General features: G+C 73.3%; 21 protein-coding genes. 14 read left to right on the top strand and 7 right to left on the bottom strand.

The window, feature by feature from the left end:
- Window positions 1-69: 69 nt before the first annotated feature.
- The 3 genes from Aeryth_RS01510 (at window position 70) to recR (ending at window position 4,809) form a co-directional block, all read left to right on the top strand.
- Entirely contained in the window at window positions 70-2,835 is a 2,766-nt protein-coding gene (locus tag Aeryth_RS01510) for a chorismate-binding protein (protein WP_067853727.1), read from the top strand.
- Between the two features lie 162 nt (window positions 2,836-2,997).
- Window positions 2,998-4,149, top strand: a complete 1,152-nt coding sequence (locus tag Aeryth_RS01515; protein WP_067853729.1) for an acyl-CoA dehydrogenase family protein — start codon at window positions 2,998-3,000, stop codon at window positions 4,147-4,149.
- Between the two features lie 60 nt (window positions 4,150-4,209).
- The gene (recR, locus tag Aeryth_RS01520; protein ID WP_067853732.1) at window positions 4,210-4,809 is read left to right on the top strand and encodes a recombination mediator RecR; all 600 of its coding nucleotides are present in this window, start codon (window positions 4,210-4,212) and stop codon (window positions 4,807-4,809) included.
- 7 nt (window positions 4,810-4,816) lie between these two features.
- Here the strand turns inward: recR and Aeryth_RS01525 are convergent, their stop codons facing one another.
- Window positions 4,817-5,566 carry a DUF4328 domain-containing protein gene (locus Aeryth_RS01525; protein WP_067853735.1) on the bottom strand — a complete coding sequence of 250 codons (750 nt, stop codon included), beginning with the start codon at window positions 5,564-5,566 and terminating at the stop codon, window positions 4,817-4,819.
- Between the two features lie 155 nt (window positions 5,567-5,721).
- Here Aeryth_RS01525 and Aeryth_RS01530 point away from each other — a divergent pair, with 155 nt between their 5' ends.
- The 6 genes from Aeryth_RS01530 to Aeryth_RS01555 all read left to right on the top strand — a co-directional run bounded on the left by Aeryth_RS01530 (window position 5,722) and on the right by Aeryth_RS01555 (window position 13,212).
- The gene (locus Aeryth_RS01530) at window positions 5,722-7,809 is read left to right on the top strand and encodes a bifunctional lysylphosphatidylglycerol flippase/synthetase MprF (protein WP_144433630.1); all 2,088 of its coding nucleotides are present in this window, start codon (window positions 5,722-5,724) and stop codon (window positions 7,807-7,809) included.
- 40 nt (window positions 7,810-7,849) lie between these two features.
- Window positions 7,850-8,839 carry a LysR family transcriptional regulator gene (locus tag Aeryth_RS01535; RefSeq protein ID WP_067853741.1) on the top strand — a complete coding sequence of 330 codons (990 nt, stop codon included), beginning with the start codon at window positions 7,850-7,852 and terminating at the stop codon, window positions 8,837-8,839.
- Between the two features lie 180 nt (window positions 8,840-9,019).
- Window positions 9,020-10,129, top strand: coding sequence for a S1 family peptidase (locus tag Aeryth_RS01540; protein WP_067853744.1), 1,110 nt, complete (start codon window positions 9,020-9,022; stop codon window positions 10,127-10,129).
- 212 nt (window positions 10,130-10,341) lie between these two features.
- On the top strand, window positions 10,342-11,619 hold the full coding sequence (locus tag Aeryth_RS01545) for an aspartate kinase (RefSeq protein ID WP_067853748.1): 1,278 nt from the start codon (window positions 10,342-10,344) through the stop codon (window positions 11,617-11,619).
- Entirely contained in the window at window positions 11,616-12,662 is a 1,047-nt protein-coding gene (locus Aeryth_RS01550) for an aspartate-semialdehyde dehydrogenase (protein WP_067853751.1), read from the top strand. The genes Aeryth_RS01545 and Aeryth_RS01550 overlap by 4 nt, the downstream gene beginning before the upstream one ends.
- A 76-nt stretch (window positions 12,663-12,738) precedes the next feature.
- Window positions 12,739-13,212 (top strand): GNAT family N-acetyltransferase, encoded by a 474-nt coding sequence (locus tag Aeryth_RS01555; RefSeq protein ID WP_067853754.1) that lies wholly within the window; start codon window positions 12,739-12,741, stop codon window positions 13,210-13,212.
- 49 nt (window positions 13,213-13,261) lie between these two features.
- On the opposite strand, the gene Aeryth_RS01560 is transcribed toward Aeryth_RS01555, so the two are convergent.
- The 4 genes from Aeryth_RS01560 to Aeryth_RS01575 all read right to left on the bottom strand — a co-directional run bounded on the left by Aeryth_RS01560 (window position 13,262) and on the right by Aeryth_RS01575 (window position 17,610).
- Entirely contained in the window at window positions 13,262-14,044 is a 783-nt protein-coding gene (locus Aeryth_RS01560; RefSeq protein ID WP_067853757.1) for a hypothetical protein, read from the bottom strand.
- Between the two features lie 110 nt (window positions 14,045-14,154).
- Window positions 14,155-14,793, bottom strand: a complete 639-nt coding sequence (locus tag Aeryth_RS01565; protein ID WP_067853760.1) for a hypothetical protein — start codon at window positions 14,791-14,793, stop codon at window positions 14,155-14,157.
- Between the two features lie 4 nt (window positions 14,794-14,797).
- On the bottom strand, window positions 14,798-16,765 hold the full coding sequence (locus Aeryth_RS01570) for an acetoacetate--CoA ligase (RefSeq protein WP_067853763.1): 1,968 nt from the start codon (window positions 16,763-16,765) through the stop codon (window positions 14,798-14,800).
- 35 nt (window positions 16,766-16,800) lie between these two features.
- Complete coding sequence (locus Aeryth_RS01575; protein WP_067853766.1) at window positions 16,801-17,610, bottom strand: hypothetical protein; 810 nt, start codon at window positions 17,608-17,610, stop codon at window positions 16,801-16,803.
- A 196-nt stretch (window positions 17,611-17,806) separates the two neighbouring features.
- On the opposite strand from Aeryth_RS01575, the gene Aeryth_RS01580 reads away from it, so the two are divergent.
- Genes Aeryth_RS01580 through Aeryth_RS01600 form a run of 5 tightly spaced genes read left to right on the top strand, consistent with a single transcriptional unit; the run spans window position 17,807 to window position 22,950 of the window.
- Window positions 17,807-18,466: an HAD family hydrolase gene (locus Aeryth_RS01580; RefSeq protein WP_067853769.1), complete on the top strand. Its 660-nt coding sequence runs from the start codon at window positions 17,807-17,809 to the stop codon at window positions 18,464-18,466.
- Window positions 18,467-18,482: 16 nt separating this feature from the next.
- A complete protein-coding gene (locus tag Aeryth_RS01585) occupies window positions 18,483-19,709 on the top strand; it encodes a sedoheptulose 7-phosphate cyclase (RefSeq protein ID WP_067853772.1) in 1,227 nt (408 codons plus the stop codon).
- On the top strand, window positions 19,706-20,560 hold the full coding sequence (locus tag Aeryth_RS01590) for an O-methyltransferase (protein ID WP_067853775.1): 855 nt from the start codon (window positions 19,706-19,708) through the stop codon (window positions 20,558-20,560). Before Aeryth_RS01585 ends, Aeryth_RS01590 begins: the two co-directional genes overlap by 4 nt.
- Window positions 20,553-21,893: an ATP-grasp domain-containing protein gene (locus tag Aeryth_RS01595; protein ID WP_067853777.1), complete on the top strand. Its 1,341-nt coding sequence runs from the start codon at window positions 20,553-20,555 to the stop codon at window positions 21,891-21,893. The genes Aeryth_RS01590 and Aeryth_RS01595 overlap by 8 nt, the downstream gene beginning before the upstream one ends.
- A complete protein-coding gene (locus Aeryth_RS01600) occupies window positions 21,886-22,950 on the top strand; it encodes a D-alanine--D-alanine ligase family protein (protein WP_193786275.1) in 1,065 nt (354 codons plus the stop codon). Before Aeryth_RS01595 ends, Aeryth_RS01600 begins: the two co-directional genes overlap by 8 nt.
- Before the next feature lie 6 nt (window positions 22,951-22,956).
- Here the strand turns inward: Aeryth_RS01600 and Aeryth_RS01605 are convergent, their stop codons facing one another.
- Together Aeryth_RS01605 and Aeryth_RS01610 are read right to left on the bottom strand one after the other, a co-directional pair.
- The gene (locus Aeryth_RS01605; protein ID WP_067853780.1) at window positions 22,957-23,556 is read right to left on the bottom strand and encodes a hypothetical protein; all 600 of its coding nucleotides are present in this window, start codon (window positions 23,554-23,556) and stop codon (window positions 22,957-22,959) included.
- 105 nt (window positions 23,557-23,661) lie between these two features.
- Window positions 23,662-24,261 (bottom strand): hypothetical protein, encoded by a 600-nt coding sequence (locus Aeryth_RS01610; RefSeq protein WP_067853783.1) that lies wholly within the window; start codon window positions 24,259-24,261, stop codon window positions 23,662-23,664.
- Window positions 24,262-24,423 lie beyond the last annotated feature (162 nt).

Here is a 24,423-nt window from a genome sequence, read left to right on the forward strand (position 1 = left end):
GGCGGACGGCGCAGCCGGGGGTGCCGGGCCCCGGGCGGCGGACGGCGCAGCCGGGGTGCCGGTGCGGCCGTGACGGTGCACCGGCGGCGCCTCGGGCTCGACGAGGGTCCGCTGGAGGTGCTGCGACGCTTCCGCGGCCGCGACCGTCCGGTGGCGCTGGTCGGTGCGTGGCACCAGGGCGACGCGCTGGTGGCCTGCGACCCCGTGCGGGTGCTCGACCCCGAGGTCGACGACCCGTTCGACCTGTCGCTGCCCGAGGTCGCGCTCGGGGCGTCGTCCGACGGGGCGGCCGGCTTCGGGGGTGGCTGGATCGGGCTGTGGGGGTACCGCCTCGGCGGGCGGCTGGAGCGGGTGCCACCGGCTCGTGCCCGCCCCGTCGAGCAGCCCGACGCGCGGCTGGCGTTCTACGCGTGGGTGCTGCGACGCAGCCGCGGCACGTGGTGGCTGGAGTGGCTGGGCGACGTCGACGTCGCGCCGGTGCTGGCGGCGCTCGAGGGTCCCGCGCCGGGGCCCGTCGCGCACGACGTCGGCCCGCTGCGGCTGGTGCCGTCGCCCGAGGAGCACGTGGCGGCGGTCGCGCGGGCCGTCGAGCACGTGCACGCGGGCGACCTCTTCCAGGTGAACCTCTGCGCGCGTCTGGAGGGCGACGTGCAGGGTCACCCGGTCGACGTCTTCTGTGCAGGGGCACAGCTCCTCCGCCCGGCCTACGGCGCGTTCGTGGGTGGCCCGGCCGGCAGCGGCGAGGGCGTCGCGTCGTTCTCGCCGGAGCTCTTCCTGCGCCGCACGGGCCACGAGGTGCTGACGTCGCCGATCAAGGGCACCGCGCCGCGCGGCGTCGGGCCGCAGGACGACGCCGCGGCGGCCGAGACGCTCGCGGCCTCGGCGAAGGACCGTGCCGAGAACGTCATGATCGTCGACCTGATGCGCAACGACCTCGGCCGGGTGTGCGCGCCGGGCAGCGTGCGGGTGCCCGCCCTCGTCCGGCCGGAGCGGCACGCCGTGTGGCAGCTGGTCTCCGACGTCGTGGGCCGCCTCGCGCCCGACGTCGACGACGCCGACCTGTGGCGGGCCACGTTCCCCCCGGGGTCGGTCACGGGTGCGCCGAAGGTGCGCGCGATGGAGGTGGCGGCGGAGCTCGAGGCGACCGGGCGGGAGGCGTACACGGGCGCGATCGGCCACGTGAGCCCGCTCGCCGGTCTCGAGGCGAACGTCGTCATCCGCACCCTGGAGATGGCGCAGGGGCGGGTGTGGCTCGGCGTGGGTGGCGGCATCGTCGCCGACTCCGACCCGCAGGCCGAGCTGGCCGAGGTGTTCGTGAAGGCGCGTCCGGTGGTCGAGGCCGTCGGGGGCAGCCTCGTCGACGACGTGCCGCGTCCCGCGCCGGCGGCCCCGTCGTCACCCCGGGCGGCTCGCGACTGGTCGGCCGACGCGGGCCGCGGAGTGTTCACCACCCTGCTCGTCGACGACGGGCGCGCCGTCGACGTCGCGTCGCACCTGGCCCGCCTCGACGCCAGCGTCCGCGCCGTCTACGGCAGCAGCGTCCGGGAGGGGCTCGACGACGCGGTGGTGCGGCGCGCGGCGAGCCTGCCGCCCGGCCGGCACCGCCTGCGGGTCGAGGCGGTGCCTCTCGAGCCGTCGGGCGCCGCTGACGACCACGCCGTGCCGGTGCGGGTCCGGCTCGTCGACGCCCCTCTGGCGCCCGCGCCGGCGTCGTGGCGGCTCGTGCCATGCGAGGTCCCGGGCGGCTGGGGCAGCCACAAGTGGGTCGACCGCGGCCCGCTCGACCCGCCGGCCGGGGTCGACGAGCTGCTGCTGGTCGACGTCGACGGCTCGGTGCTGGAGGGCGGCCGCACCTCCGTGTTCTGCGTGCTCGACGACGGCGTGCACACCCCGCCGCTCGACGGCCGGGTGCTGCCCGGCACCCAGCGCGCACGGGTGGTCGACGCCCTCCTGGGCGCCGGCGTGCCGCTGCGCCAGCGTCGGCTGACGCGCTCCGACCTCGCGGCGGCGTCGGAGGTCTTCGTCACGAACGCGCTGCGCGGCGTCGTGCCGGTGCACGAGGTCGAGGGCGTCGGCACCTGGCCCGCCCCCGGCCCCCTCGCCACCCTCCTCGCCACCTCTCTCGCCTCCTCTCTCGCCTCCCCCCACCCCGCTGACTGTGACGTTCTGGCCCCCGGAGAGCCCGATCCGGGGCCAGAACGTCACGGTCAGCGGGGGAGGGGGCGGAGGGCGAGGGTGCTGTTCGTCGACAACTACGACTCGTTCGTGTTCAACCTCGTGCAGTACGTGCGCGAGCTCGGCGCCGACGCCGACGTCGTCCGCAACGACGAGGTCGACGTCGAGCAGCTCCTCGCCGCGCGGGCCGCGGGCGACCTGACCCACGTGGTGCTGTCGCCGGGTCCCGGCGCACCGGCCGACGCGGGCATCAGCGTCGACGTCGTCCGCCGGCTCGGCCCCACCACGCCGCTGCTCGGCGTGTGCCTCGGCCACCAGGCGATCGCTGAGGCCTACGGGGCGCGCGTGGTCCGCGCGCCTCAGGTGGTGCACGGCAAGCCGTCGCTGGTCCACCACGACGGGCTCGGCCTGCACGCCGGGCTGCCCACGCCCCTCGTCGTCGCCCGCTACCACTCGCTGGTGGCCGAGGAGGCCAGCCTGCCGACGGAGCTCGTCGTCACGAGCCGCACCGCGTCGGGCGTCGTCATGGGCCTGCGGCACGCGACCCATCCGGTCGAGGGCGTGCAGTGGCACCCCGAGTCGATCCTGACCAGCCACGGGCACGACCTGCTCGCCACCTTCCTGGCCGGCCCGGCCCGCCCTCAGCCCCCTGGGCGGTAGGTGGCGCGCGTATCCCTGCTTCGGCGGTAGGAGGCGCGCGGGAAGCGCGGTCATATCCGCGCGCCTCCTACCGCCCACCGGCGAAGCGCGCGCCACCTACCTCCCAGCCCGAGGGTCCGAGCCGGTCGGTATGCCGCACCCGCCCGTGGCAGCATCGGAGCCATGGACCTGACCCTCACCGACGAGCAGGCCGGATTCCGCGCCCTGGCCCGCGACTTCCTCGACCGGGAGGTCGTGCCGCACCGTGCCGCGTGGGACCGCGCGGAGTCCGTCGACCTCGCGATCATCCCGAAGCTGGGCGAGATCGGGTTCTTCGGCCTGACCATCCCCGAGGAGTACGGCGGCGTCGGCGGCGACTACCTCACCTACGTCCTCGCGGCGGAGGAGCTGGGCCGCGCCGACTCCGCGATCCGCGGCATCGTCTCGGTCTCCTCCGGACTGTTCGGCACGTCGGTCCTGCGGCACGGCACCGAGGAGCAGAAGCAGCGCTGGCTGCCCGACATCGCCGCCGGCCGGATCCTCGGCTGCTTCGGCCTCACCGAGCCCGGCCACGGCTCCGACGCCGGCAACTTGCGCACCCGCGCCCGGCGCGACGGCGACGACTGGGTGATCGACGGTTCCAAGGTGTTCATCACCAACGGCACCTGGGCCGACGTCGCCCTCGTCTTCGCCCGCACCAGCGACGACGGCCCGCGCGGCGTCTCGGCGTTCCTCGTGCCGACCGACACGCCTGGCTTCGAGGCCACGGAGATCAAGGGCAAGCTCGGCCTGCGCGGCCAGGCCACCGCGGCGCTGTCGTTCGACGGTGTCCGCGTGCCCGCCGACGCGCTGCTCGGCGAGGTGGGCCAGGGCTTCAAGATCGCGATGCAGACGCTCGACAAGGGCCGCGTCACGATCGCGGCGAGCTGCGTCGGCATCGTCCAGGGCTGCCTCGAGGAGACCGTCGCGTACACGGGCCAGCGGGAGCAGTTCGGCCAGCCGATCGCGTCGTACCAGCTCGTGCAGGAGATGATCGCCGACATGAGCGTCGACGCCGACGCGGCGCGGCTGCTCACCTGGCGGGCTGCCGACCTCATGCAGCGCGGCGAGCCATACGGGACGGCGGCGTCGAAGGCCAAGCTGTTCGCGTCGGAGGCGGCGGTGCGGGCGGCGAACCTCGCCGTGCAGGCGTTCGGCGGGTACGGCTTCATCGACGAGTACCCGGTGCAGAAGTACCTGCGCGACGCCCGCGTGATGACGCTCTACGAGGGCACCAGCCAGGTGCAGAAGCTGCTGGTCGGGCGGGCCGAGACGGGTATCAACGCGTTCGTCTGACGCGGTCGCGACCGCGCGCCGGACGCCGTCGTCGCGCCGTCGGGCCTAGACTTGCTCCTTGTGTACGACGGAGTGATCCAGGACCTCATCGACGAGCTCGGGCAGCTGCCCGGGGTCGGTCCGAAGAGCGCCCAGCGGATCGCCTTCCACCTGCTCGACGCCGACCCCGCCGACGTCCGTCGTCTGGCGCAGGTCCTCGTGGAGGTCAAGGACAAGGTGCACTTCTGCGCCGTGTGCGGGAACGTCACGGTCGACGTCGAGTGCCGCATCTGCTCCGACCCGCGCCGCGACGCCACCGTGCTGTGCGTGGTGGAGGAGAGCAAGGACGTCGTCGCGATCGAGCGGACCCGCGAGTTCCGCGGCCGCTACCACGTGCTCGGCGGGGCGATCAGCCCGATCGCCGGCGTCGGGCCCGACCAGCTGCGCATCCGCGAGCTGCTCGGGCGCCTGCAGGACGGCACGGTCACCGAGGTGATCATCGCCACCGACCCGAACCTCGAGGGCGAGGCGACCGCCACCTACCTCATCCGGATGCTCAGCACGCTGGGCCTGCGGGTCAGCAAGCTGGCGAGCGGCCTGCCCGTCGGCGGCGACCTCGAGTACGCCGACGAGCTGACGCTCGGCCGCGCGTTCGAGGGCCGCACCGCCATCGCCGGCTGACGCGGGGTCAGGCTCGACCGGCCAGCAGCTCCTCCTGGTCGGCCGCCACGGCGCGCACGACGCGGATCCAGAGCACGCCGGCCACCACCCAGGCGACGGTCGAGACGGCGGCGAAGGCCGGGAGGTCGCCCACCCCGGTCGACTCGAGATCCGTCGGCACGAGGAGGGACTCCACTCCGCTCGCGACGTTCGCGACGATGAACGCGCCCCACCACCAGCCGACGCGGGACCCGGACGACGGGTGGTGCGACCGGACCCGGAGGACGTCGCGCACCACCTGGAAGGGGAACCAGAGGTTCACCACCGGCACGAGCCAGCCGCCCCAGACCCAGCCGCGGCTGCGCGCCTGCGGCGACGTCGGCGAGAGCACGTCGACGTTCACGCGCGCCCGCCACAGCCACAGGCAGGTCACGACGAAGCCGCCGACCAGCACGAGGAGCCCGACCATGTCGACGACCTCGTACGGCGTGAAGAACTCCGCGGGCGACCGGCCGTCCACGGCGCCCGTCGTCCACCGGTCTGCGGCGTCGCGCGCGAGCCAGTACCGGGGCAGCTGGAGCAGCGTGTAGAGCACGGCGAAGCCCGCCGTCAGGGTCGTCAGGACGCCCAGCGGCTCGGGCGTGCCGGGTGCCCCGCTCGCGGCCGCAGGCACCGGTGTCGCGGACGTCGCGCCCGGCACCGGCTCGGGCGCGCGTCCCCAGCCCTCGGGGACGTCGTCCTCGGACGGGAAGCGGGGGTAGGGCGTCGGGTCGGACATCGGTCTCCTGGCGGTCGTCTGGAGGCCCCGACGCTAGTGCACCCGGCGTGTCCAGGGAACGAGAACCTGACGAACCACTGACGGACGACTGACGTGTTCCTGAGAACCGCTCCCGGTTCTTTCTGCCGTCGTCGCGGTGCCCTAGCGTGTCGGTCGTGAACGTGCAGACGGTGGTGCGGCGGGTGCCCTTCACGGCCTCCGTCGTCGTGCTGATCCTGGTGCTCGGCGTCGCCACGGGGACCCTGTGGTCGCCGCTGGAGGACAAGAGCTGGTACCCCGACGTCGCGTTCGGCCCGCCGGCGCTGCTCGACGGGCGCTGGTGGACGGTCGTCACCGGCTCGCTCTACGCGCTCAAGCCGCTGCAGTACGTCGCCATCCTCACGTTCTTCGTCCTCCCGGTCAGCCTCTGCGAGTGGCGGCTCGGCACGCGACGGACGGCGGCCGTGGTCGTCGTCTTCCAGGCGATCGGCGTGATCGGGGGCGGCTACCTCATGGTGGCGCTGTCGTCCTGGACCGACTGGGGCTGGGCGCAGCGCACCGCGCAGGACCTCGACGTCGGCTTCAGCGCGGGCGCCCTCGCGGCGGCCATGGTCGTCTCGGCCGACCTGCGCCGACCCTGGCGCGGTCGGGTCCGGCTCGGCGTCCTCGGCTACGTGCTCACGTCGCTGACCTTCCTCGGCTACCTCTACGACGTCGAGCACCTGGTGGCCGTGCTGCTCGGCCTCTGGGTGGGCCCCTGGATCGTCGGCCGCCGTCCGTCGCGGACGGTCGCGGAGTGGCTGCGCCCGGGCTTCACGCGGCGCGACCTGCGGATGCTCACCGGCGGCTCGTTCCTCTGGGGCGCGATCATCGCCGTCATCGGCCAGGTCGCCGACCGCGACGGACCCTTCGGCCCGATCGGTGGCGACCCCGAGTCGTGGTGGTGGGTCCTCGCGGTGGTCGCGGTCGACCTGCTCATCGCGTGGGGCCTCGTCCGCGGTCGTCGCACGTGGTGGACGCTGGCCCTCGTCCTGACGTCGATCAGCTGGCTGCTCGGTGCCGCGACCGCTGCCGTCATCGTCTCCGGCGGCACGTCGAACTCCGGCCTCGTCTGGATCTCGGTCCTGTTCGACACCGCCCAGCTGGCGGCCCTCGTGCTCGGCCGCAGCGCGTTCCGCAACCCCGGCCGGCGCGGCCTGCGTCGCGTGGGGGCCGACCGGGTCGGCGCGCTGCCCACCGACGCCGACCGCGAGCGGGCCCGCGAGCTGCTCCAGCGGCACGGCTCGTCGAACCGTCTGGCCTGGATGACCACCTGGCCGGAGAACCGCTGGTGGTTCACCGACGACGCGGTGGTCGCCTACCAGCAGTCGATGGGGGTCACCATCGGCCTGTGCGACCCGGTGGGTCCCGACCCGCTGCACGTCGCCGAGCGGTTCATCGGCGCCGCGCGCGACGCGGGCACGCTCCCGTGCCTGTTCAGCTGCAGCAGCACCGTGGCGCGCTGGGCCCAGGAGCAGGGCTGGATCGCCGTCCAGGTCGCCGAGGAGGCGATCGTCGACCTTCCCGAGCTCGAGTTCGTCGGCAAGAAGTGGCAGGACGTCCGCTCGGCGTTCAACCAGGCGGGCAAGCACGACGTCGAGACCCGGATGATGCGCCTCGCCGACGCCCCGCGCGGCATCCGCACCCAGCTGCGGGCGATCTCCGACGAGTGGGTGCGTGACAAGGGCCTGCCGGAGATGGGCTTCACGCTCGGCGGGCTGGAGGAGGCCGAGGACCCCGACGTGTGGATCAACGTCGCGGTCGACGCCGACATGACGGTGCACGGCGTCACGAGCTGGATGCCGATCCCCGGTCCCGACGGGCAGGTCCGGGGCTGGACGCTCGACCTCATGCGACGTCTCCCCGGCGGCTTCCGCTACACGATGGAGCTGCTCATCGCGTCGGCCTGCCGCGAGTTCAAGGAGCAGGGCTACGAGGTGGTCTCGCTCTCCGGCGCTCCGCTCGCGCACGCCGGCGCGGGCGACAGCGTCGTCGACCGCTCCGTCATCGACGACGTGCTCACGCGGGCCGGCGACGTGCTCGAGCCGTACTACGGGTTCCAGTCGCTGCAGGCCTTCAAGGCGAAGTTCCAGCCGCGGTACGAGCCGCTGTTCCTGGTCGTCGCCGACGAGGCCGCGCTGCCGCGGGTGGGGATCGCGGTCGGGCGGGCCTACCTGGCGGACGCGACGCTCGGACAGCTGCTGGCGCTCACCCGCGGGCACTGAGCGGCACGTGCCTGCGGGTGAACGCCGGTAGACTCACCGAGTGGAGCTGGAGCTGCGGCACCTTCGGGTCGTGTGTGCCATCGCTGACGCCGGGAGCGTCACGAAGGCCGCTGCCGAGCTGGGCGTCGCCCAGCCGGCGCTGACCGCGCAGCTGAGCCGGATCGAGCGTGCTCTCGGTGGCCCGTTGTTCGACCGCGACCACCGGGGCGTGCGGCCCACGTCGCTCGGCGAGCTGGTCATCGCCCGGGCCCGCATGCTGCTGCCCGCCATGACCGGCCTGCTCGACGACGCAACCCGGCTCGCCGACCCGGCCCGAGGTGCGAGCATCCCCGACCACCTGTCCATCGGGTCGTCGTCGCCGGCCGTCCTGGCCCCGCTGATCCAGCGTCTCGAGCAGCGTCACCCCGACCTGCGGGTCTCGACGACGGCCTCCTGGTCGGCCGACGAGCTCGCGCGGGCCCTGGCCGACGGCCGCCTCGACTACGCCGTCATCGGCATCTGCGGCGGCGACGTCGCGCCCGACGACCGCGCCATCACGTGGCGCACGTTCTCCGTCGACCCCGTCTTCGTGATGTTGCCCGAGGACCACGGCGCCGCCGACGCCGCCGAGGTGCCCCTCGGTGCCCTCGCCGGCGAGGCGTGGGCGGCCACCCCGGGCGACGGCTGCTTCCAGGAGTGCTTCGCCGCGGCCTGCGCCCGCGAGGGCTTCGCGCCACGCAGCCTCTACGTGGCCGACGCGGCGAGCTGCATCGAGCTGGTCTCCTCGGGCACGGCCGTGGCGCTCTGCCAGCCCACGCGGGTGCTGCCCGGTCTCGTCACGAAGCCGGTCGCCGACGCGCCGCTGCGCTGGCGCCACCTCGTGGGCTGGCGGACCGACTCCGTGGGCGCCGACTTCGCCGACGAGCTGCTCCTGACGGTGCGCATGGCGCACAACGACCTGGTGTCGCGCAGCCCCGTCTACGCCGCCTGGCTGGAGCAGAACCCGGGCTTCGGCGAGCAGCACGACCCAGGCATCACGCCCGCGGTATGACTCTTCCGGTATGACCCTCCAGGCCTGATCCGCCAGTAGGTTTCTGCACAACCCCTCGGGGGGGCTGCGGAGGCAGGACCGCCTCCGGACGACAGCGTGGGGCGTGGCGGCGAGCCGTCCGTTCCGCAGGAACGGCGGCCCGGGTGATCCCCGGTCCGCCACGACACAGGAGATCAGACCGTGAACACTCCCAAGCGAACCCTCTTCGGCTCGCTGGCCGCTGCCGCCGTGCTCGCCACGGCCTTCGGCCCGCAGGCCATCGCCGCCCCGTCGCAGGACGACGGCGCCGCCAGCTCGAAGGTGGGCATGCTCGGCGCGATGCAGCGCGACCTCGGCCTCACGAAGACCCAGGCCACCGACCGCCTCGCCTCCGAGGCCAAGGCCGCCAAGGTCGACAAGACGCTCGAGAAGAGCCTCGGTGCCGACTACGCCGGCTCCTGGTACGACGCGAAGGCCGGCACGCTCGTCGTCGCCGTCACCGACGCCTCCCAGGCCGGCACCGTGAAGGCGCAGGGCGCCCAGGTGCGCACCGTCGAGCGCTCGGCCGCCGAGCTCGACGGCTACATGAAGGACCTCAACGCGAAGCAGGCCTCCGCGCCGAGCACCGTCGCCGGCTGGTACGTCGACCCCGCCGCGAACAAGGTCGTCATCCCCGCGGGCGACACCGCCGCTGCCGCGTCGTTCGCCAAGAAGGCCGGCGTCCCGACGTCCGCGATCGAGGTCGAGCGCTCGGCCGAGCAGCCGAAGCCGCTCTACCAGGGTGGCGACGCCTACTACATCACCAACGCGCGCTGCTCGATCGGCTTCGCGGTCAACGGCGGCTTCGTGACGGCCGGTCACTGCGGCTCGCAGGGCGCCGCGACCCAGAACCCCAGCGGCACGTTCGCCGGGTCCAGCTTCCCCGGCAACGACTACGCGTGGGTGCGCTCCTCGGCCACCATCACCGGCACGGTGAACAACTACAGCGGCGGCAGCGTCGCCGTCCGCGGCTCGCAGGACGCGGCCGTCGGCTCGTCGATCTGCCGGTCCGGCTCGACCACCGGCTGGCACTGCGGCACCATCCAGGCCCGCAACTCCACGGTGAACTACTCGCAGGGCTCGGTCTACGGCCTCATCCGCACCAGCGTGTGCGCGGAGCCGGGCGACTCGGGCGGATCGGCGATCACCGGCAACCAGGCGCAGGGCGTCACCTCCGGTGGCTCCGGCAACTGCTCCTCGGGCGGCACGACCTACTTCCAGCCGGTCAACGAGATCCTCAGCGCCTACGGCCTGACGCTCAAGACCTCCTGATCGAGGACACCGCGCGCGGCGCGGGCCCGGTACCGGTCTCTCGGGACGGTGCCGGGTCCGTGCCGCGTCGGCGTGCGCGGCAGGATCTCGCGGTCCCAGGACAGGAACGACGGTGGAGGGCCGTGCCGGCCGACCTATAGGATGACGACGTTGCCCGGTCAGCGTCGCCCTGGCACGGTCCCACAAACCCCCGCACCGCAAGGACATCCGTCGTGGGCATTGTCGTCCAGAAGTACGGTGGCTCCTCCGTCGCCGACGCCACCAGCGTCAAGAGAGTCGCCCAGCGCATCGTCGCCACCAAGAAGGCCGGCCACGACGTCGTCGTGGTCGTCTCGGCCATGGGCGACACGACCGACGAGCTGATCGACCTCGCCAACGAGGTCTCACCGCTGCCTCCCGCGCGCGAGCTCGACATGCTGCTGACCGCCGGCGAGCGCATCTCCATGGCGGTCCTCGCCATGGCCATCGGCAACCTCGGCCAGGAGGCCCGCTCGTTCACCGGCTCCCAGGCCGGTGTCATCACCGACGCCGAGCACGGCAAGGCCAAGATCATCGACGTCACGCCCGGACGGATCGAGAAGGCGATCGCCGAGGGTGCGATCGCGATCGTCGCCGGCTTCCAGGGCGTCTCGCAGACGACGAAGGACATCACGACGCTCGGTCGCGGCGGTTCCGACACGACGGCGGTCGCGCTGGCCGCCGCGCTGCACGCCGACGTGTGCGAGATCTACTCCGACGTCGACGGCATCTTCACCGCCGACCCGCGGATCGTCCCCGACGCGCGCCAGATCCCGCAGATCTCCTACGAGGAGACGCTCGAGATGGCGGCGAACGGCGCCAAGATCCTGCACCTGCGCTGCGTCGAGTACGCGCGCCGCAACGACATGCCCATCCACGTCCGCTCGTCGTTCTCCGACAAGCCCGGCACGTGGGTCCTCAAGGCCGAGGACGTCACGAAGGACCCCACCATGGAACAAGCCATCATCTCCGGCGTCGCCCACGACCGCTCCGAGGCCAAGATCACCGTCGTCGGCGTCCCCGACCAGGTGGGCTACGCGGCGGCGATCCTCAAGGCGCTCGGCGACGCGCAGATCAACATCGACATGATCGTGCAGAACGTGTCGGCTGCCGCGACCGCGCTCACCGACATCTCCTTCACGCTGCCGCGCGCCGACGGCCAGACGGCCATGACCGCGCTCGCGCGGCTCAAGGACCAGGTCGGGTTCGAGCGGCTCCAGTACGACGACAGTGTCGGCAAGGTGTCGATCATCGGCGCCGGCATGCGCTCGGCCCCCGGCATCACCGCCCGCTTCTTCCAGGCGCTGGCCGACGCGAACGTCAACATCGCCATGATCTCCACCTCCGAGATCCGCATCTCCGTCGTCGTCGCCGAGAGCCAGGTCGAGAACGCGGTCCGCGCCGCCCACTCGGCCTTCGACCTCGGCACCGACGAGGTCGAGGCAGTCGTGTACGGGGGGACCGGACGATGAGCCGCACCGCCAGTATCGGCATCGTGGGTGCCACCGGCCAGGTGGGCGTCGCGATGCGCCAGATCCTCGAGGAGCGCAGCTTCCCCGCCGACCAGGTGCGCTTCTTCGCCTCGGCACGCTCCGCGGGCACCGTCCTGCCGTTCGCGGGCCGCGAGATCACCGTCGAGGACGCGGCCACGGCCGACCCCACCGGGCTCGACATCGCGCTCTTCTCCGCCGGCGCGACCACCTCGCGCGCGCACGCGCAGCGCTTCGCCGACGCCGGCGTGACCGTCGTCGACAACAGCTCCGCGTTCCGCAAGGACCCTGCCATCCCGCTCGTCGTCAGCGAGGTGAACCCGCACGCCATCCCCGCCGGCGACGGGCCCGGGGGTCGCGGCATCATCGCCAACCCCAACTGCACCACCATGGCCGCCATGCCGGTGCTCAAGCCGCTGCATGACGAGGCCGGGCTCGTCCGGCTCGTCGTCAGCAGCTACCAGGCCGTCTCCGGCTCCGGCGTCGCCGGCGTCCGCGAGCTGCACGGCCAGGCGCAGGCCGTGGTCGAGAAGGCCGACGCGCTCGCCTACGACGGCCGCGCTGTGCCCTTCCCGGACCCCGACGTCTACGTCGCTCCCATCGCGTTCAACGTGCTGCCCATGGCGGGCAGCGTCGTCGACGACGGCAGCAACGAGACCGACGAGGAGCAGAAGCTGCGCAACGAGTCGCGCAAGATCCTCGAGGTCCCCGACCTGCGCGTCGCCGGCACCTGCGTGCGTGTGCCCGTCTTCACCGGCCACTCGCTCAGCATCCACGCCGAGTTCGACCGCGACCTCACGCCCGAGCGCGCCACCGAGATCCTCGCCAGTGCGCCCGGCGTGCAGCTCGTCGACGTGCCCACGCCGCTCCACGCCGCCGGCACCGACCCGAGCCTCGTCGGACGCATCCGCGCCGACCAGTCGGCGCCCGAGGGCAAGGGCCTTGTGCTCTTCGTCAGCGGCGACAACCTGCGCAAGGGCGCCGCGCTCAACACGGTCCAGATCGCCGAGCTCCTCCTCGGCTGAGGTGGGTCCGTGCGACTCGGCTGGGTCCGGCGGAGGAGAGCTCGGGGGCACATCGCCGAGCGCCTCCTCGGCTGAGGTGGGCGCGAAGGCTGGCGTCACGGTCCGGCCGCGGCGCGACGACGACGCCGACCGGCTCGTCGAGCTCCTGGCGCGGACCCATGCCCGAGACGCCTACCCCGTGCGCGGGTCGCTGGTCGGCTGGGCGTTCCTCGCCGGCGACGTCGAGCGTGCGTGGGTGGCGGAGGTGGACGGCCGGGTCGAGGGCCACGTGTGCGTCCTTGCCGGCCCCGACGGGCCGGTCCTGTCGCGGCTGTTCGTGAACCCGGACGCGCGCGGGACCGGGATCGGTTCGACCCTCCTCGACGCGGTCGACGCGTGGGCCGACGAGCGCGGGCTCGCGCTCAGGCTCGTCGTGCTCGACCAGGACGCCGCCGCCCGGCGGCTCTACGAGCAGCGTGGCTGGCAGCACGTCGGCAGCGAACCGGCCGCCTGGCTCGGCGGCGCCGGTCCGTGGCCGCTCGCCCACGACTACTGCCGGCCCGCGTCCTGACGCACGAGACCCCCGCACCCGAAGGTGCGGGGGTCTCGAGGCCGGTCGGTCAGCGCAACGACTGGACGCTGAAGCGCGAGCGCTCCGGGTTGTCGCTCGCGGGCTGCTCGGTGTTGCTGAGGTCGGCCTTGTCGAACGCGCGGGCCGTGCCCTTCGTGGTCAGGAAGAACACGCCGTAGGCCTGGTTCTCCTCGCAGCCCTGGAAGGCGTAGACCGAGTACTCCGTCGCCGGGACGTAGCCGCGCTCGTAGAGGCTGTCGATGGCGGCGACCGTCTCCTGGTTGTTCTCCTTCACCGCGTCGGCGCGCAGCTGCTTGAGCGTGATGCTCTCGCCACCGAGAGGCTCGCCGAGCTTCTTCGCGACGGTGCCGATGGTGTCGCCGGTGCTGGGCGTGTCGCCGAGGACGACCGACTCGAAGCCGGCCGGGGTGGCGCACTTCGTGGTGTAGACGGGCTTGACGGTCAGCGTCTGGCGCAGGCTCTTCTGGCGCGTCGGGCCGAGCTTGCCCTTGCTGTCGCGCACGCGGTACTTGACCACGGTGGACACGTTGTAGGTCACGGAGAGCGCGGTGCGCTTGAGCGTGGCGGACTTCTGGTTGCGGACGACGGCCTTGCCGTCGAGGCTGACGTTCAGGAGCGAGGAGGAGACGCGCACGTTCTTCGACACCGACACCGACGGCTTGATGGTGACGGTGGTGCCGATCTCGCCGGGGGCGGGGTTGGCGATCTTCTTGACGGAGACGACGGTCGCGGCCTGGGCCGGGGCGACGAGGCTGAGGGTCGAGCCGACGCCGACGGCGGCGGCCAGCAGGAGCGGGGTGAGCTTGCGCAAGGGGATGTCCGTTCACGAGTGCGGTCGGGAGTGACCGCAGGCCGCTACAGCCTAGGGGTGGATCCGCAACTCGAGACACATTTCGGAAAAGATTGTCGGTTCGATGGACGTCAGCGTCGCAGTGCGGCGCGGACCGCCTCGGCCAGCTGCGCGGCGGACGTGCCGAAGTGCCGGGCGCCGACCGTGAAGCCCGGGTCGGCGTCGGACTCGACGCGGACCGTGTTCCGGGCGCCCGGGGTGCCCTGACCCACGTGGACCTGCGCCCGCGTCGTCGGGCAGGCGAGGCGCTGCCGTCCGCGGTGCAGCGTGACGACGTCGTCGTCGACCTGCAGGGTCTGCCGGTTGCGGCCACGGACGACGACGAACCATGCCCACGCCGCACCGGCCCACAGCACGAGGAAGAGCAGGGGTGTCGGACGACGGCTCGTGCCGCCGTCGAGCACGGCGGGGCTCGACAGCGCCCCCGTCATGGTCGTCGCCGCGAGGGTGAGCAGCACTGCCGCAGCGACGGCGAGCCACTGGACCAACGGGCTGCCGTGGACCGTCGTCGTGCCGCCGTCGCGGGACACCTCCGGTGGCCGCGTCGCCGGCCGCAGGAGCGGGAGGGGGAGCAGGGCGAGCAGGCCGCCGAGGAGGAGGGTGGCGCCGAGCAGCCGGACGCCGGGGTCGGGGTCGCTGAGCGCCATGGCCGCGCCCACGGGCACGAGGAAGCCCGCGAGCAGTACGCAGGAGACGAGGCCACGGGTCATGGGCTCACCGCTCCCGGGCGATCGCTGCCACGTCGTCCAGCGCCGCGGGGTCCTCCAGGGCGCCGCGGGTGGCGGCCTCGTCGACCGGCACGCCCCGCAGGATCTTCTTCACCGGCACCTCGAGCTTCTTGCCCGACAGCGTGCGTGGCAGGGCACGCACCACGTGGAGCTCATCGGGCACGTGTCGCGGCGAGAGCCGCTCGCGCAGCTCGCGAGCGACGGTGCGTCGCAGCTCGTCGACGTCGGTGCCGTCGGGGTCGGTGAGCGTGACGAAGAGGAGCAGCGTGCCTGCGCCGTCGCCACGGTCGTCGTCGGCGGTGTCCTCGAGGTGCACCACGAGGCTGTCAGCCACCTCGGGCAGGCTCTCGACGACGGTGTAGAACTCGCTCGTGCCGAGGCGCACGCCGCCGCGGTTGAGGGTCGCGTCGCTGCGTCCCGTGATGGTGCACGTGCCGCGCTCGGTGATCGTGATCCAGTCGCCGTGGCGCCAGACGCCGGGGATGTCCTCGAAGTAGGCGGCCCCGTACCGCGAGCCGTCGGCGTCGCCCCAGAATCCGACGGGCATCGACGGCAGGGGAGCGGTGATGACCAGCTCGCCCAGGGAGCCCACGACCGGTCGTGCGTGCTCGTCGTACGCCTCGACGGCGGCGCCGAGGCTGCGGCACGAGATCTCGCCGGTGTACACCGGGACGGTGGGGGAGGCGCCGACGAACGCCGAGCAGACGTCGGTCCCGCCCGAGACGGACTGCAGGTGCACGTGCTCGCCGACGGCGTCGTAGACCCACCGGAAGCCCTCGGCGGGGAGCGGTGCGCCGGTCGAGCCGACCGCTCGAAGTGTCGACGTGTCGACAATATCGCGGGGGCGCAGTCTTTGCTTCCGGCACTGCAGGAGGTAGGGCGCGGAGGTGCCGAAGTAGGTCACCCCGAGCTCCGCCGCGTCGCGCCAGAGACGGTCGAGGCCCGGGTGCGCGGGGTTGCCGTCCCAGAGCAGGACGGTGGAGCCCGTCAGCAGCCCCGACACCAGGAGGTTCCACATCATCCAGCCGGTCGTGGAGAACCAGAGGAAGACGTCGTCGGGGCCGAGGTCGTGCTGCAGGCCGAGCGCCTTGAGGTGCTCCACGGTGATGCCGCCGTGGCCGTGGACGATCGGCTTCGGCAGGCCGGTCGTGCCCGAGGAGTAGAGCACGTAGAGCGGCGCGTCGAAGGGCAGTCGCTCGAAGGCGAGCTCGCCGGGCTCGGCCAGGAGCGCGTCCCAGGTGGTCGCGCCGGCGGGCGCGGGCGCGTCAGGGTCGAGGTAGGGCAGCCAGACGAGCGTGCGCACGCTGGGCAGCGCCTCGACGATCCGCTCGACCTCGGCCCGGCGCTCGACGGTCTTGGCGCCGTAGCGGTAGCCGTCGACGGCGAGCACGAGCACGGGCTCCGCCTGCTGCCAGCGGTCGACGACGCTCTGCACGCCGAACTCCGGCGCGCAGGAGCTGAAGACCGCGCCCAGGCTGGCCGCGGCGAGGAGCAGCACCAGCGTCTCGGGCACGTTGGGCGCGTAGGCCGCGACCCGGTCGCCCCGACCGACGCCGGCCCGGACGAGCCCGGCCCGCGCCCGCGCGACCTGGTCGCGCAGCTGGGCGGCGGTCAGCCGGACGTCGTCCCGCGACTGCGACCGCCCGACGACGACCACGTCGTCGTGGGCGCGCCCGGGCAGCCGCAGCGCCGCCTCGGCGTAGTTGAGGCGGACGTCGGGGAACCACACGGCTCCGGGCATCGACGCGTCGGCGAGGGCCCGTGACGGCGACCCGTCGCCCGGGACGTCGAAGAACCGCCAGACGGCCTGCCAGAACGCGTCGGGCTCGTCGACCGACCAGCGCCAGAGGGCGTCGTAGTCGCGTGGATCGATCCCCACCGACGTGGCGAACGACGCGATGCGCGGGGTGGCGGTGGGATCGGGGCTCCAGAGCACCTCGGGGGTCTCGGGCATGACGGCGCGGCCTCCTGGACGGCGGACGGGTCGGGTCAGCGGTGGGCGTCGTCGGGCGGCACGTCGGTGGCCGCCCAGACGAGCAGCCGCTGCACGAGCGGCACGGTGACGACCATCAGGCCCGGGACGATCAGCCACGCCCAGGGCCCGTCGACGGGCTCGAGGAACGCCAGCATGACCACGATCGCCACGAGCAGCACTGACAGCGCCAGCACGGGGCGCGCCTGCTGCACGCCGAACGCCCGCAGCAGGCGGGCGCCCAGCTCGCCGGCGACGCCGACGACGACCAGGACGGCGAGCAGGCCCCAGAACGCCCCGCCCGCCGACGTGCCGCGGACGGCACTGAACAGCTCGAGGCACAGCCAGCCGCCGGCGGTCACCAGCAGGCCAGCCACCAGCCCGGTGACGACGGACGCCCCGAGCGGCGGGACGGTGGGGACGCGGTAGTCGCGGACGGCCCAGACGGCGTCCTCGCCGCGGTCGCGGACGGCGAAGCCGAGCCGTCGGGCGAGCTCGTCGGTGCTGTGGACGGCGTCGCCCACCCGGTCGCGGGCGCGGGCGAGCCCCGCGCCGACGTCGATGGTGGTGCGAGGGCCGCGCGGTGCCGCCGGGGTCGGGGGAGCGGGGGCGTCGGCCGGGGCGGCCGCCTTCGCGTCCTTGCCCTTGAGGCGCGAGACAGCGGTCGCGCGCGGTGGGGCGGGGCGGGTCTCCCGCGGTGCGGGCGCGGACGGCGCCACGGGCCGCACGACCGTCTTCTTGACGACCTTCTTGACGACCTTCTTGACCACGCGCGGCTGGCTGCTGCTGCGCGCCTCGTCCGCCGGGGTCGTGCCCTCCTCGACCATGGCGCCAGTGTGTCACAGGACACCTCCACAGAGGTCCGGCGTCCGCGGTCGAGGACGTCCGGCGCCGACGCGCACATTCGCCCGACCTGTGCCAAGGTCGAACCATTCCATGCCTCACGGCCCCCGGTAGCCCCAGATGCCGACCGTGGTGCGCTGCCCCGCGCACGTCCGTACTCCCACCCTCCTTAGGACAGGTATGTCTGCGATCCTCTTCGGTTCCATCAGCACGCTCGTCGACAGCTCCGAGCTGCAGCGCCGGGCCTTCAACACCGCCTTCTCCCAGCACGGCCTCGACTGGTCGTGGGACCAGGAGGAGTACGCCGCGCTCCTCACCGGCAACGGCGGGCAGGACCGTGTGGCCGCCTACGCCGAGCAGCGGGGCGACGACGTCGACGCCGCCGCCGTGCACGCCACCAAGTCCGAGATCTTCCGGACCCTGCTCGCAGAGGAGGCGCCGGAGCCCCGCGCCGGCGTCGTCGAGACGATCCGCGCGGCGAAGGAGGCCGGGCACCGTCTGGGCTTCGTCACCACCACCTCGGCCGACAACGTCGCCGCGGTCCTGAAGGTCCCCGGACTCTCAGCCGCCGACTTCGACGTGGTCGTCGACGCCGACGACGTCGACGAGCCCAAGCCCGCCGCCGAGGCGTACCGGCACGCGCTGGCCGCCCTCGGCGAGCACGCGTCGGACGCGGTCGCCGTCGAGGACAACACCGGAGGGGTGACGTCGGCGCGCGCTGCGGGCCTGCCGGTCGTCGCGTTCCCGAACACGAACACCGCCGACCACGACTGGTCCGAGGCGACCGAGCGCGTCGAGGCGCTCGAGCTCGACGACCTGCTGCGGAACGTCGGACGTTGAGGACGGGGACGACACGATGAGCACCGAGCCCGCGACCCTGGACGCCACGCCCACCTCCTTCGAGGTGCACGCCACCCAGCGGATCGACTACACGCTGACCTACGTCGACGGGGTCTTCGACCCCGCCCGGACCGAGCTGGCCGACCACTACCGCGAGTGGGGACGCGTCCTCATGGTCGTCGACGCCGAGGTCCACGCCCTGTACGGCGACGACGCCGCGGCCTACTTCGCCCACCACGACATCGAGCTGACCGTCCACCCCATCGCGATCGGCGAGAAGAACAAGAAGTGGTCGACCGTCGAGGGCATCGTCGACGCGTTCGCCGACTTCGGGCTGCTCCGCAAGGAGCCGGTCCTCGTCGTCGGCGGTGGTCTGACGACCGATGTGGCGGGATTCGCGTGCGCCGCGTTCCGCCGCTCCACGCCCTACATCCGCATCCCCACGACGCTGATCGGGCTGATCGACGCGAGCGTGTCGATCAAGGTCGCCGTGAACCACGGCAAGCACAAGAACCGGCTCGGGGCCTACCACGCGTCGAGCGACGTGCTGCTCGACTTCTCCTTCCTGCGCACGCTGCCGGAGGCGGAGGTGCGCAACGGCATGGCCGAGCTCGTGAAGATCACGACGGTCGCCGACGCCGCCACCTTCGACCTGCTCGAGCAGCACGCCGAGGAGCTCCTGGAGACCCGCTTCGGGCACCTCGGGGGCACGCCGGAGCTGCGTCAGGTGGCCGACCGGATCACCTACGAGTCGATCAAGGTCATGCTGGAGCTCGAGACGCCGAACCTGCTCGAGCTCGACCTCGACCGCGTCATCGCGTTCGGGCACACCTGGAGCCCGACGCTCGAGCTCGCCCCGGCCGACCCGTACTACCACGGTCACGCCATCGCGATCGACATGGCGTTCTCGGCCACGGTCGCGGAGGCGCGCGGGCACGTCAGCGCGGCCGACCGTGACCGGGTGCACGGGCTGTTCAGCGCCCTGGGCCTGTCGCTCGACAGCGACGACCTGACGCCCGACCTGGTGCGCCGGGCGACCGCGTCGATCCTGCAGACGCGCGACGGACTGCTCCGGGCCGCCGTCCCGTCACCGATCGGCACGTGCGCCTTCCTCAACGACCTCGCCGACGACGAGGTGGACGCACTGCTGGCCACGCACAAGATGCTCGTCGCGGCGTACCCGCGCGAGGGTCGGGGCGTCGACGCGCACGTCTCGGCCGCGGCCGTGCCCGTGCCGGCATGACCTCGACGGTCCACCGGCCGGCGGGGGACGACGGGTCGCAGGTGCTGCGGCCCGTCACCCCCGTCGGCATTGCCGCGCAGGAGGTCGGGCTCGTCCTCGACGGGCTCGACGCGGGCCTCCCGGTCGATGACGACGTGCTAGCCCGGCTGCGCCGCGCCCATGCGCTGCTCGCCGGGCTGGACCCGTACGTCGCGGCGAGCACCTCGCCGGAGTCGGCGCAGCTCGCCGAGCTCGCGCGGACGACGGCTGGGCACCGGTGGGGCGAGCACCCGCCGGGTGCTGCCCAGCTGGAGCCGGAGATGGTCAGCGGGCACGTCGAGGCGGCGCTGATGCAGCTGCTGGTGCGGCTCAGCGGCGCGCGTCGCGTGCTGGAGATCGGCACGTTCACCGGCTACGCGGCGCTCGCGGTGGCCGAGGCGCTCCCGGCCGACGGTGTGGTGGTCACGTGCGAGGCCGACCCGCGCGCCGCGGCCGTGGCGCGTGACGCGTTCGCCCGGTCCGACGACGGCGACCGGATCGAGCTGCTCGAGGGCCCGGCCCTGGCGTCGCTGGAGCAGTTCGGCGAGCCGTTCGACCTCGTGTTCGTCGACGCCGACAAGGAGGGGTACAGCGCCTACCTCGACCTGCTCCTCGAGCGCGGCCTGCTGGCCGACGGGGCGCTGGTGGCCGTCGACAACACCCTCATGCAGGGGGTCGCGTACGGGGCTCCGCCCCGGTCGGAGCGGGAGGCGGAGCAGGGGCGGGTCATCGCCGCGTTCAACGAGCGGGTGGCGTCCGACCCGTCGCTCGTGCAGGTCGTCCTGCCCGTGCGCGACGGGCTCACCCTCCTGCAACGGAGGGCCGATGGCTGAGGTGCGGGCGACGGCGAAGTCGCTCGGCGCCCTCGGCCTGCTGTCGCTGGCGGCGCCCGCGGCCGCCGCGGCCACGACCGTGGCAGCGGTCCTCGGGCGCGTGCGACGGCGCGAGGCGCGACCGGCCGACCGGCGCGGACCTGCCCTGACCGTGATGGTCAGCGGCGGCAAGATGACGAAGGCCCTCACGCTGTGCCGCGCCTTCCACGCCGCGGGGCACCGCGTGGTGCTGGTGGAGGCCGAGAAGTACCGCTGGACGGGACACCGCGCGTCGCGCAGCGTCGACGTGTTCCGCACCATCCCGGGGCCGGACGATCCCGACTACGCGCAGGCGCTCCTGCGGGTGGTGCAGGAGGAGGGCGTCGACGTCTACGTGCCCGTCTGCGCACCTGCCACGGCCATCGCGGACGCCCGCGCGAAGGCCGTGCTCGAGACCCGTTGCCGCGTCCTGCACCTCGAGCCCGACGAGGTCGCGATGCTCGACGACAAGGCGGCGTTCGCGCGCCGCGCGGCCGCCCTGGGCCTGAGCGTGCCGGAGACGCACGAGGTGCACGACGTCGACGACGTTATGGGCTTCGACTTCGCGAGCCGGTCGCGGCCGTTCATCCTCAAGAGCATCGCCTACGACCCGGTGCACCGGCTCGACCTGACGCCGTTCCCGTTCGGCCCCACCGAGCAGGACCGCGAGGCGATGCGCCGGCACGTGGCCGCACTGCCGATCTCGCCGTCGAACCCGTGGATCCTGCAGGAGCTCGTCGAGGGCCAGGAGCTGTGCACGCACGGCACCGTCGTCGACGGGCAGCTGCGGGTGCACCTGTGCTGCCCGTCGTCGGCGTTCCAGGTGAACTACGCGATGGTGGAGCGACCGCAGGTGCGGGAGTGGGTGGAACGGTTCGTCGGTGAGCTCGGCCTGACCGGCCAGGTCTCCTTCGACTTCATCGAGGCCGCCGACGGCACGCCCTACGCCATCGAGTGCAACCCGCGGACCCACTCGGCGATCACGATGCTCGACGGCCACCCCGGCCTCGCCGACGCGTACCTCGCGCCGGACCACGAGGGCGAGCCGTTGCAGCCGCTCCCCGGCAGCCGGCCCACGTACTGGCTGTACCACGAGCTCTGGCGGCTCCTGGTGCGCGAGCGTCCGCGACGGAGCACGCTGCGCGTCGTGCTCGAGGGGCGCGACGCGATCTGGTCGGTGCGCGACCCGTGGCCGTTCCTGCTCGAGCACCACCGCCAGGTCCCGGTGCTGCTGGCGCGCAGCCTGGTGCGGGGTCGCGACTGGATCCGCATCGACTTCAACATCGGCAAGCTCGTGGAGGCCGCCGGTGACTGAGCAACGCACGGTGCTGCACCTCGTCGGGTCGCCCACCGCCGACTTCTTCGCCGACCTCTCACGGCTGTACGCCCGCGGTTGTCTCGAGGCGCTCGCCGACGTCCCCGGCTACGACCACGTGGTGGTGTGGGTCGGGCCCGACGGTCGGTGGCGCTTCCCCGCCGACCTCGGCGGTGAGGCGATCGGGGCGGCGGAGCCGGTGGAGCTTGCGGAGGCCGTGGGCCTGGTCCGGGGGATCGCCCCCGACGTGGCGCTGCCGCAGCTGTTCTGCATCGCCGGCATGACGACCTACCGCGCGCTGCTCGACGTGCTGGGGGTGCCGTTCGTCGGGAACCCCGCCGACGTGATGGCGCTCGCCGCGCACAAGGAGCGCACGAGGGCGGTGGTGGCGGCCGCCGGTGTCGACGTGCCGCCCGGTCGGGTCCTGCGCGGCCACCCGGACGTCGACGAGCGTCTGCTCGACGACGCGGTGGAGGCGGTCGGTCTGCCCGTGGTGGTCAAGCCGGTCGACGCCGACAACTCCACCGGCGTCGCCCTCGTCCGGAACCGCGCCGACCTGCGGTCCGCCGTCGGGGAGGCTGCGCGGGAGACCTCTGCCGGCGACGTGCTGGTGGAGCGCTTCGTGCCGCTGGGCCGGGAGGTGCGGTGCGCCGTGCTTGAGACGGCCGACGGGCTGCGCGCGCTCCCGTTGGAGGAGTACGCGGTCGACCCGCAGCACAAGCCGATCCGCGACCGCGCCGATAAGCTCGCCGGGTCGGGCGACGACCTCGCGCTCGTCGCCAAGACCCACGACCACGCCTGGATGGTGGCCGACGACGACTCCGTCGTCCCCGGGGTGCAGGAGGCCGCAGCCCTCGCGTTCCGGGCCCTCGGCTGCCGCGACTACGGCCTCTTCGACTTCCGCGTGGACCCCGAGGGCCGCCCGTGGTTCCTGGAGGCCGGCCTCTACTGCTCGTTCGCCCCGTCGAGCGTCGTGGTGATGATGGCGGCCGCCGGGGGCACGCCGCTGCCCGAGCTGTTCGTGTCCGCGGTCGAGCGGACCCTCACCCGCGGGTGAGGTTGTTCAGCCTCCCGTGATCGGCACGGCTACCGTCCTGCCCCCGACCGCGGGGTACCGCAGGATGAGGCCCGCCGGCGTGCGTTCGACCATCCACTCCGGCGCTACACCTTGCGCAGCGTCCGCGTCGGGTGCTTGGACGTCAAGAGGGGCCAGCACCGGACCGTCCCCGACGAGGACGGTCACGCCGACGAATCCGTCGTCGGCGGCCTGCAGCTCGTACAGTCGCAGCACCACGGCGGGACCGCCGCTCGGCACGTCGAGTCGTTGGTACCGAGGTTCGAACGCGCTGTCCAGGCCGCATACCGCCCAGGTCCCGAGCCACCCGAGTACGCACAGACCTGTCGCCGACCAGCACAGGAGTGCCACCACGTCCCCGCTCCGGTCGGCGAGCCGTATCAGCGCAACGATCGCGGTCCACAGGGCGAGCGCGACGGCAGCGGCAACCAGCATGATCCGTGCGCGTCCGGAGTCGAGAGACCCGATCATCAGGACGCCGCCCTCGGGAACGACGACACCGAGAACCGCCCAGAGCGCGCCCGCCAGCACGGCCAGCCCGCCGAGCAGGAGCTCGGGGAGCCGCGGCCACCACGCCCTCGACCTCACGCCCGTCCCCTCACGTCATCGTTCGTGTCGCGAGTGTCGCAGGTAAGCCGCGACCAGCTCACAGCATGGCCCGTCTCCCGGGACGACAGGACGGTCGTCGTCCCCTCACTGGGTCGGCAGCGCGACCTCCGCCTCGCCGCCGCCGAAAGCCGGGTAGCGCAGGACGGGGCCGGCCTGGGTCTGCGCGACGGTGAGGCCCTCTCGGCGCAGGGCGACCGTGTCGGCCGGTGGCGCAGCGTGGGGGACGGGGCGGAACGTCGAGCAGACGCCCGAGAGGACAGCGACGTGGGTGACGTCGTTCGCGATCAACGGGCCCTCGGCGAGCTGGACGACGACGGCGGGACACCCGCCGGGGACGGCCGCCCGCTCATAGCTCGGCTCGAACACGCTGACGGCCAGGCACATCGCGCAGGTCGCGAACCAGCCGGTGGCGACTGCGACGACCCCGAGTCCGCAGGCGACCGCAGCCGCGGTGCCCCGACGCCGAGCCTGGCGCAGCAGCACCAGCACGACGGCTGCTGCAGCGGCGGTCGCGGCCGCCCCGACGAGGAAGATCCTCAGCCGTCCCGAGTCGACCGGACCGATCAACACCACGCCCCGCGTCGGCGTGACCACGCCGACGACGATCCAGGCCAGCGCGGCGACGGCCGCGAGACCGGTCAGCACGAGCGCGGCGCGCTGGTCGCGCCACAGCGACCCGACCATGCGACCTCCCGCGGACACGACGACGCGGCCAGTCTGCCCGAGGCCCCCGGTGCGAGGTGCTCGTTCGCGCTCATCGACGCGCGGCCTCGGGTTCGAAGCCAGTGGGACCGCCGGAGGGAAGACAACACCGCCCTCGTGGTGAGTCCGCACGAGTCGGGCGGA

The organism is Aeromicrobium erythreum, from assembly GCF_001509405.1.
Classification (GTDB): domain Bacteria; phylum Actinomycetota; class Actinomycetes; order Propionibacteriales; family Nocardioidaceae; genus Aeromicrobium; species Aeromicrobium erythreum.

What these genes read in the sequence shown, in the direction of transcription:
- Aeryth_RS01595 (WP_067853777.1), top strand. Translation starts at nt 20,553, where the DNA reads ATGGCTGAGGTGCGGGCGACGGCGAAGTCGCTCGGCGCCCTCGGCCTG.
- Aeryth_RS01525 (WP_067853735.1), bottom strand. Translation starts at nt 5,566, where the DNA reads ATGTCCGACCCGACGCCCTACCCCCGCTTCCCGTCCGAGGACGACGTC.
- Aeryth_RS01610 (WP_067853783.1), bottom strand. Translation starts at nt 24,261, where the DNA reads ATGGTCGGGTCGCTGTGGCGCGACCAGCGCGCCGCGCTCGTGCTGACC.
- Aeryth_RS01575 (WP_067853766.1), bottom strand. Translation starts at nt 17,610, where the DNA reads ATGGTCGAGGAGGGCACGACCCCGGCGGACGAGGCGCGCAGCAGCAGC.
- Aeryth_RS01515 (WP_067853729.1), top strand. Translation starts at nt 2,998, where the DNA reads ATGGACCTGACCCTCACCGACGAGCAGGCCGGATTCCGCGCCCTGGCC.
- Aeryth_RS01585 (WP_067853772.1), top strand. Translation starts at nt 18,483, where the DNA reads ATGAGCACCGAGCCCGCGACCCTGGACGCCACGCCCACCTCCTTCGAG.
- Aeryth_RS01550 (WP_067853751.1), top strand. Translation starts at nt 11,616, where the DNA reads ATGAGCCGCACCGCCAGTATCGGCATCGTGGGTGCCACCGGCCAGGTG.
- Aeryth_RS01590 (WP_067853775.1), top strand. Translation starts at nt 19,706, where the DNA reads ATGACCTCGACGGTCCACCGGCCGGCGGGGGACGACGGGTCGCAGGTG.
- Aeryth_RS01570 (WP_067853763.1), bottom strand. Translation starts at nt 16,765, where the DNA reads ATGCCCGAGACCCCCGAGGTGCTCTGGAGCCCCGATCCCACCGCCACC.
- Aeryth_RS01580 (WP_067853769.1), top strand. Translation starts at nt 17,807, where the DNA reads ATGTCTGCGATCCTCTTCGGTTCCATCAGCACGCTCGTCGACAGCTCC.
- Aeryth_RS01565 (WP_067853760.1), bottom strand. Translation starts at nt 14,793, where the DNA reads ATGACCCGTGGCCTCGTCTCCTGCGTACTGCTCGCGGGCTTCCTCGTG.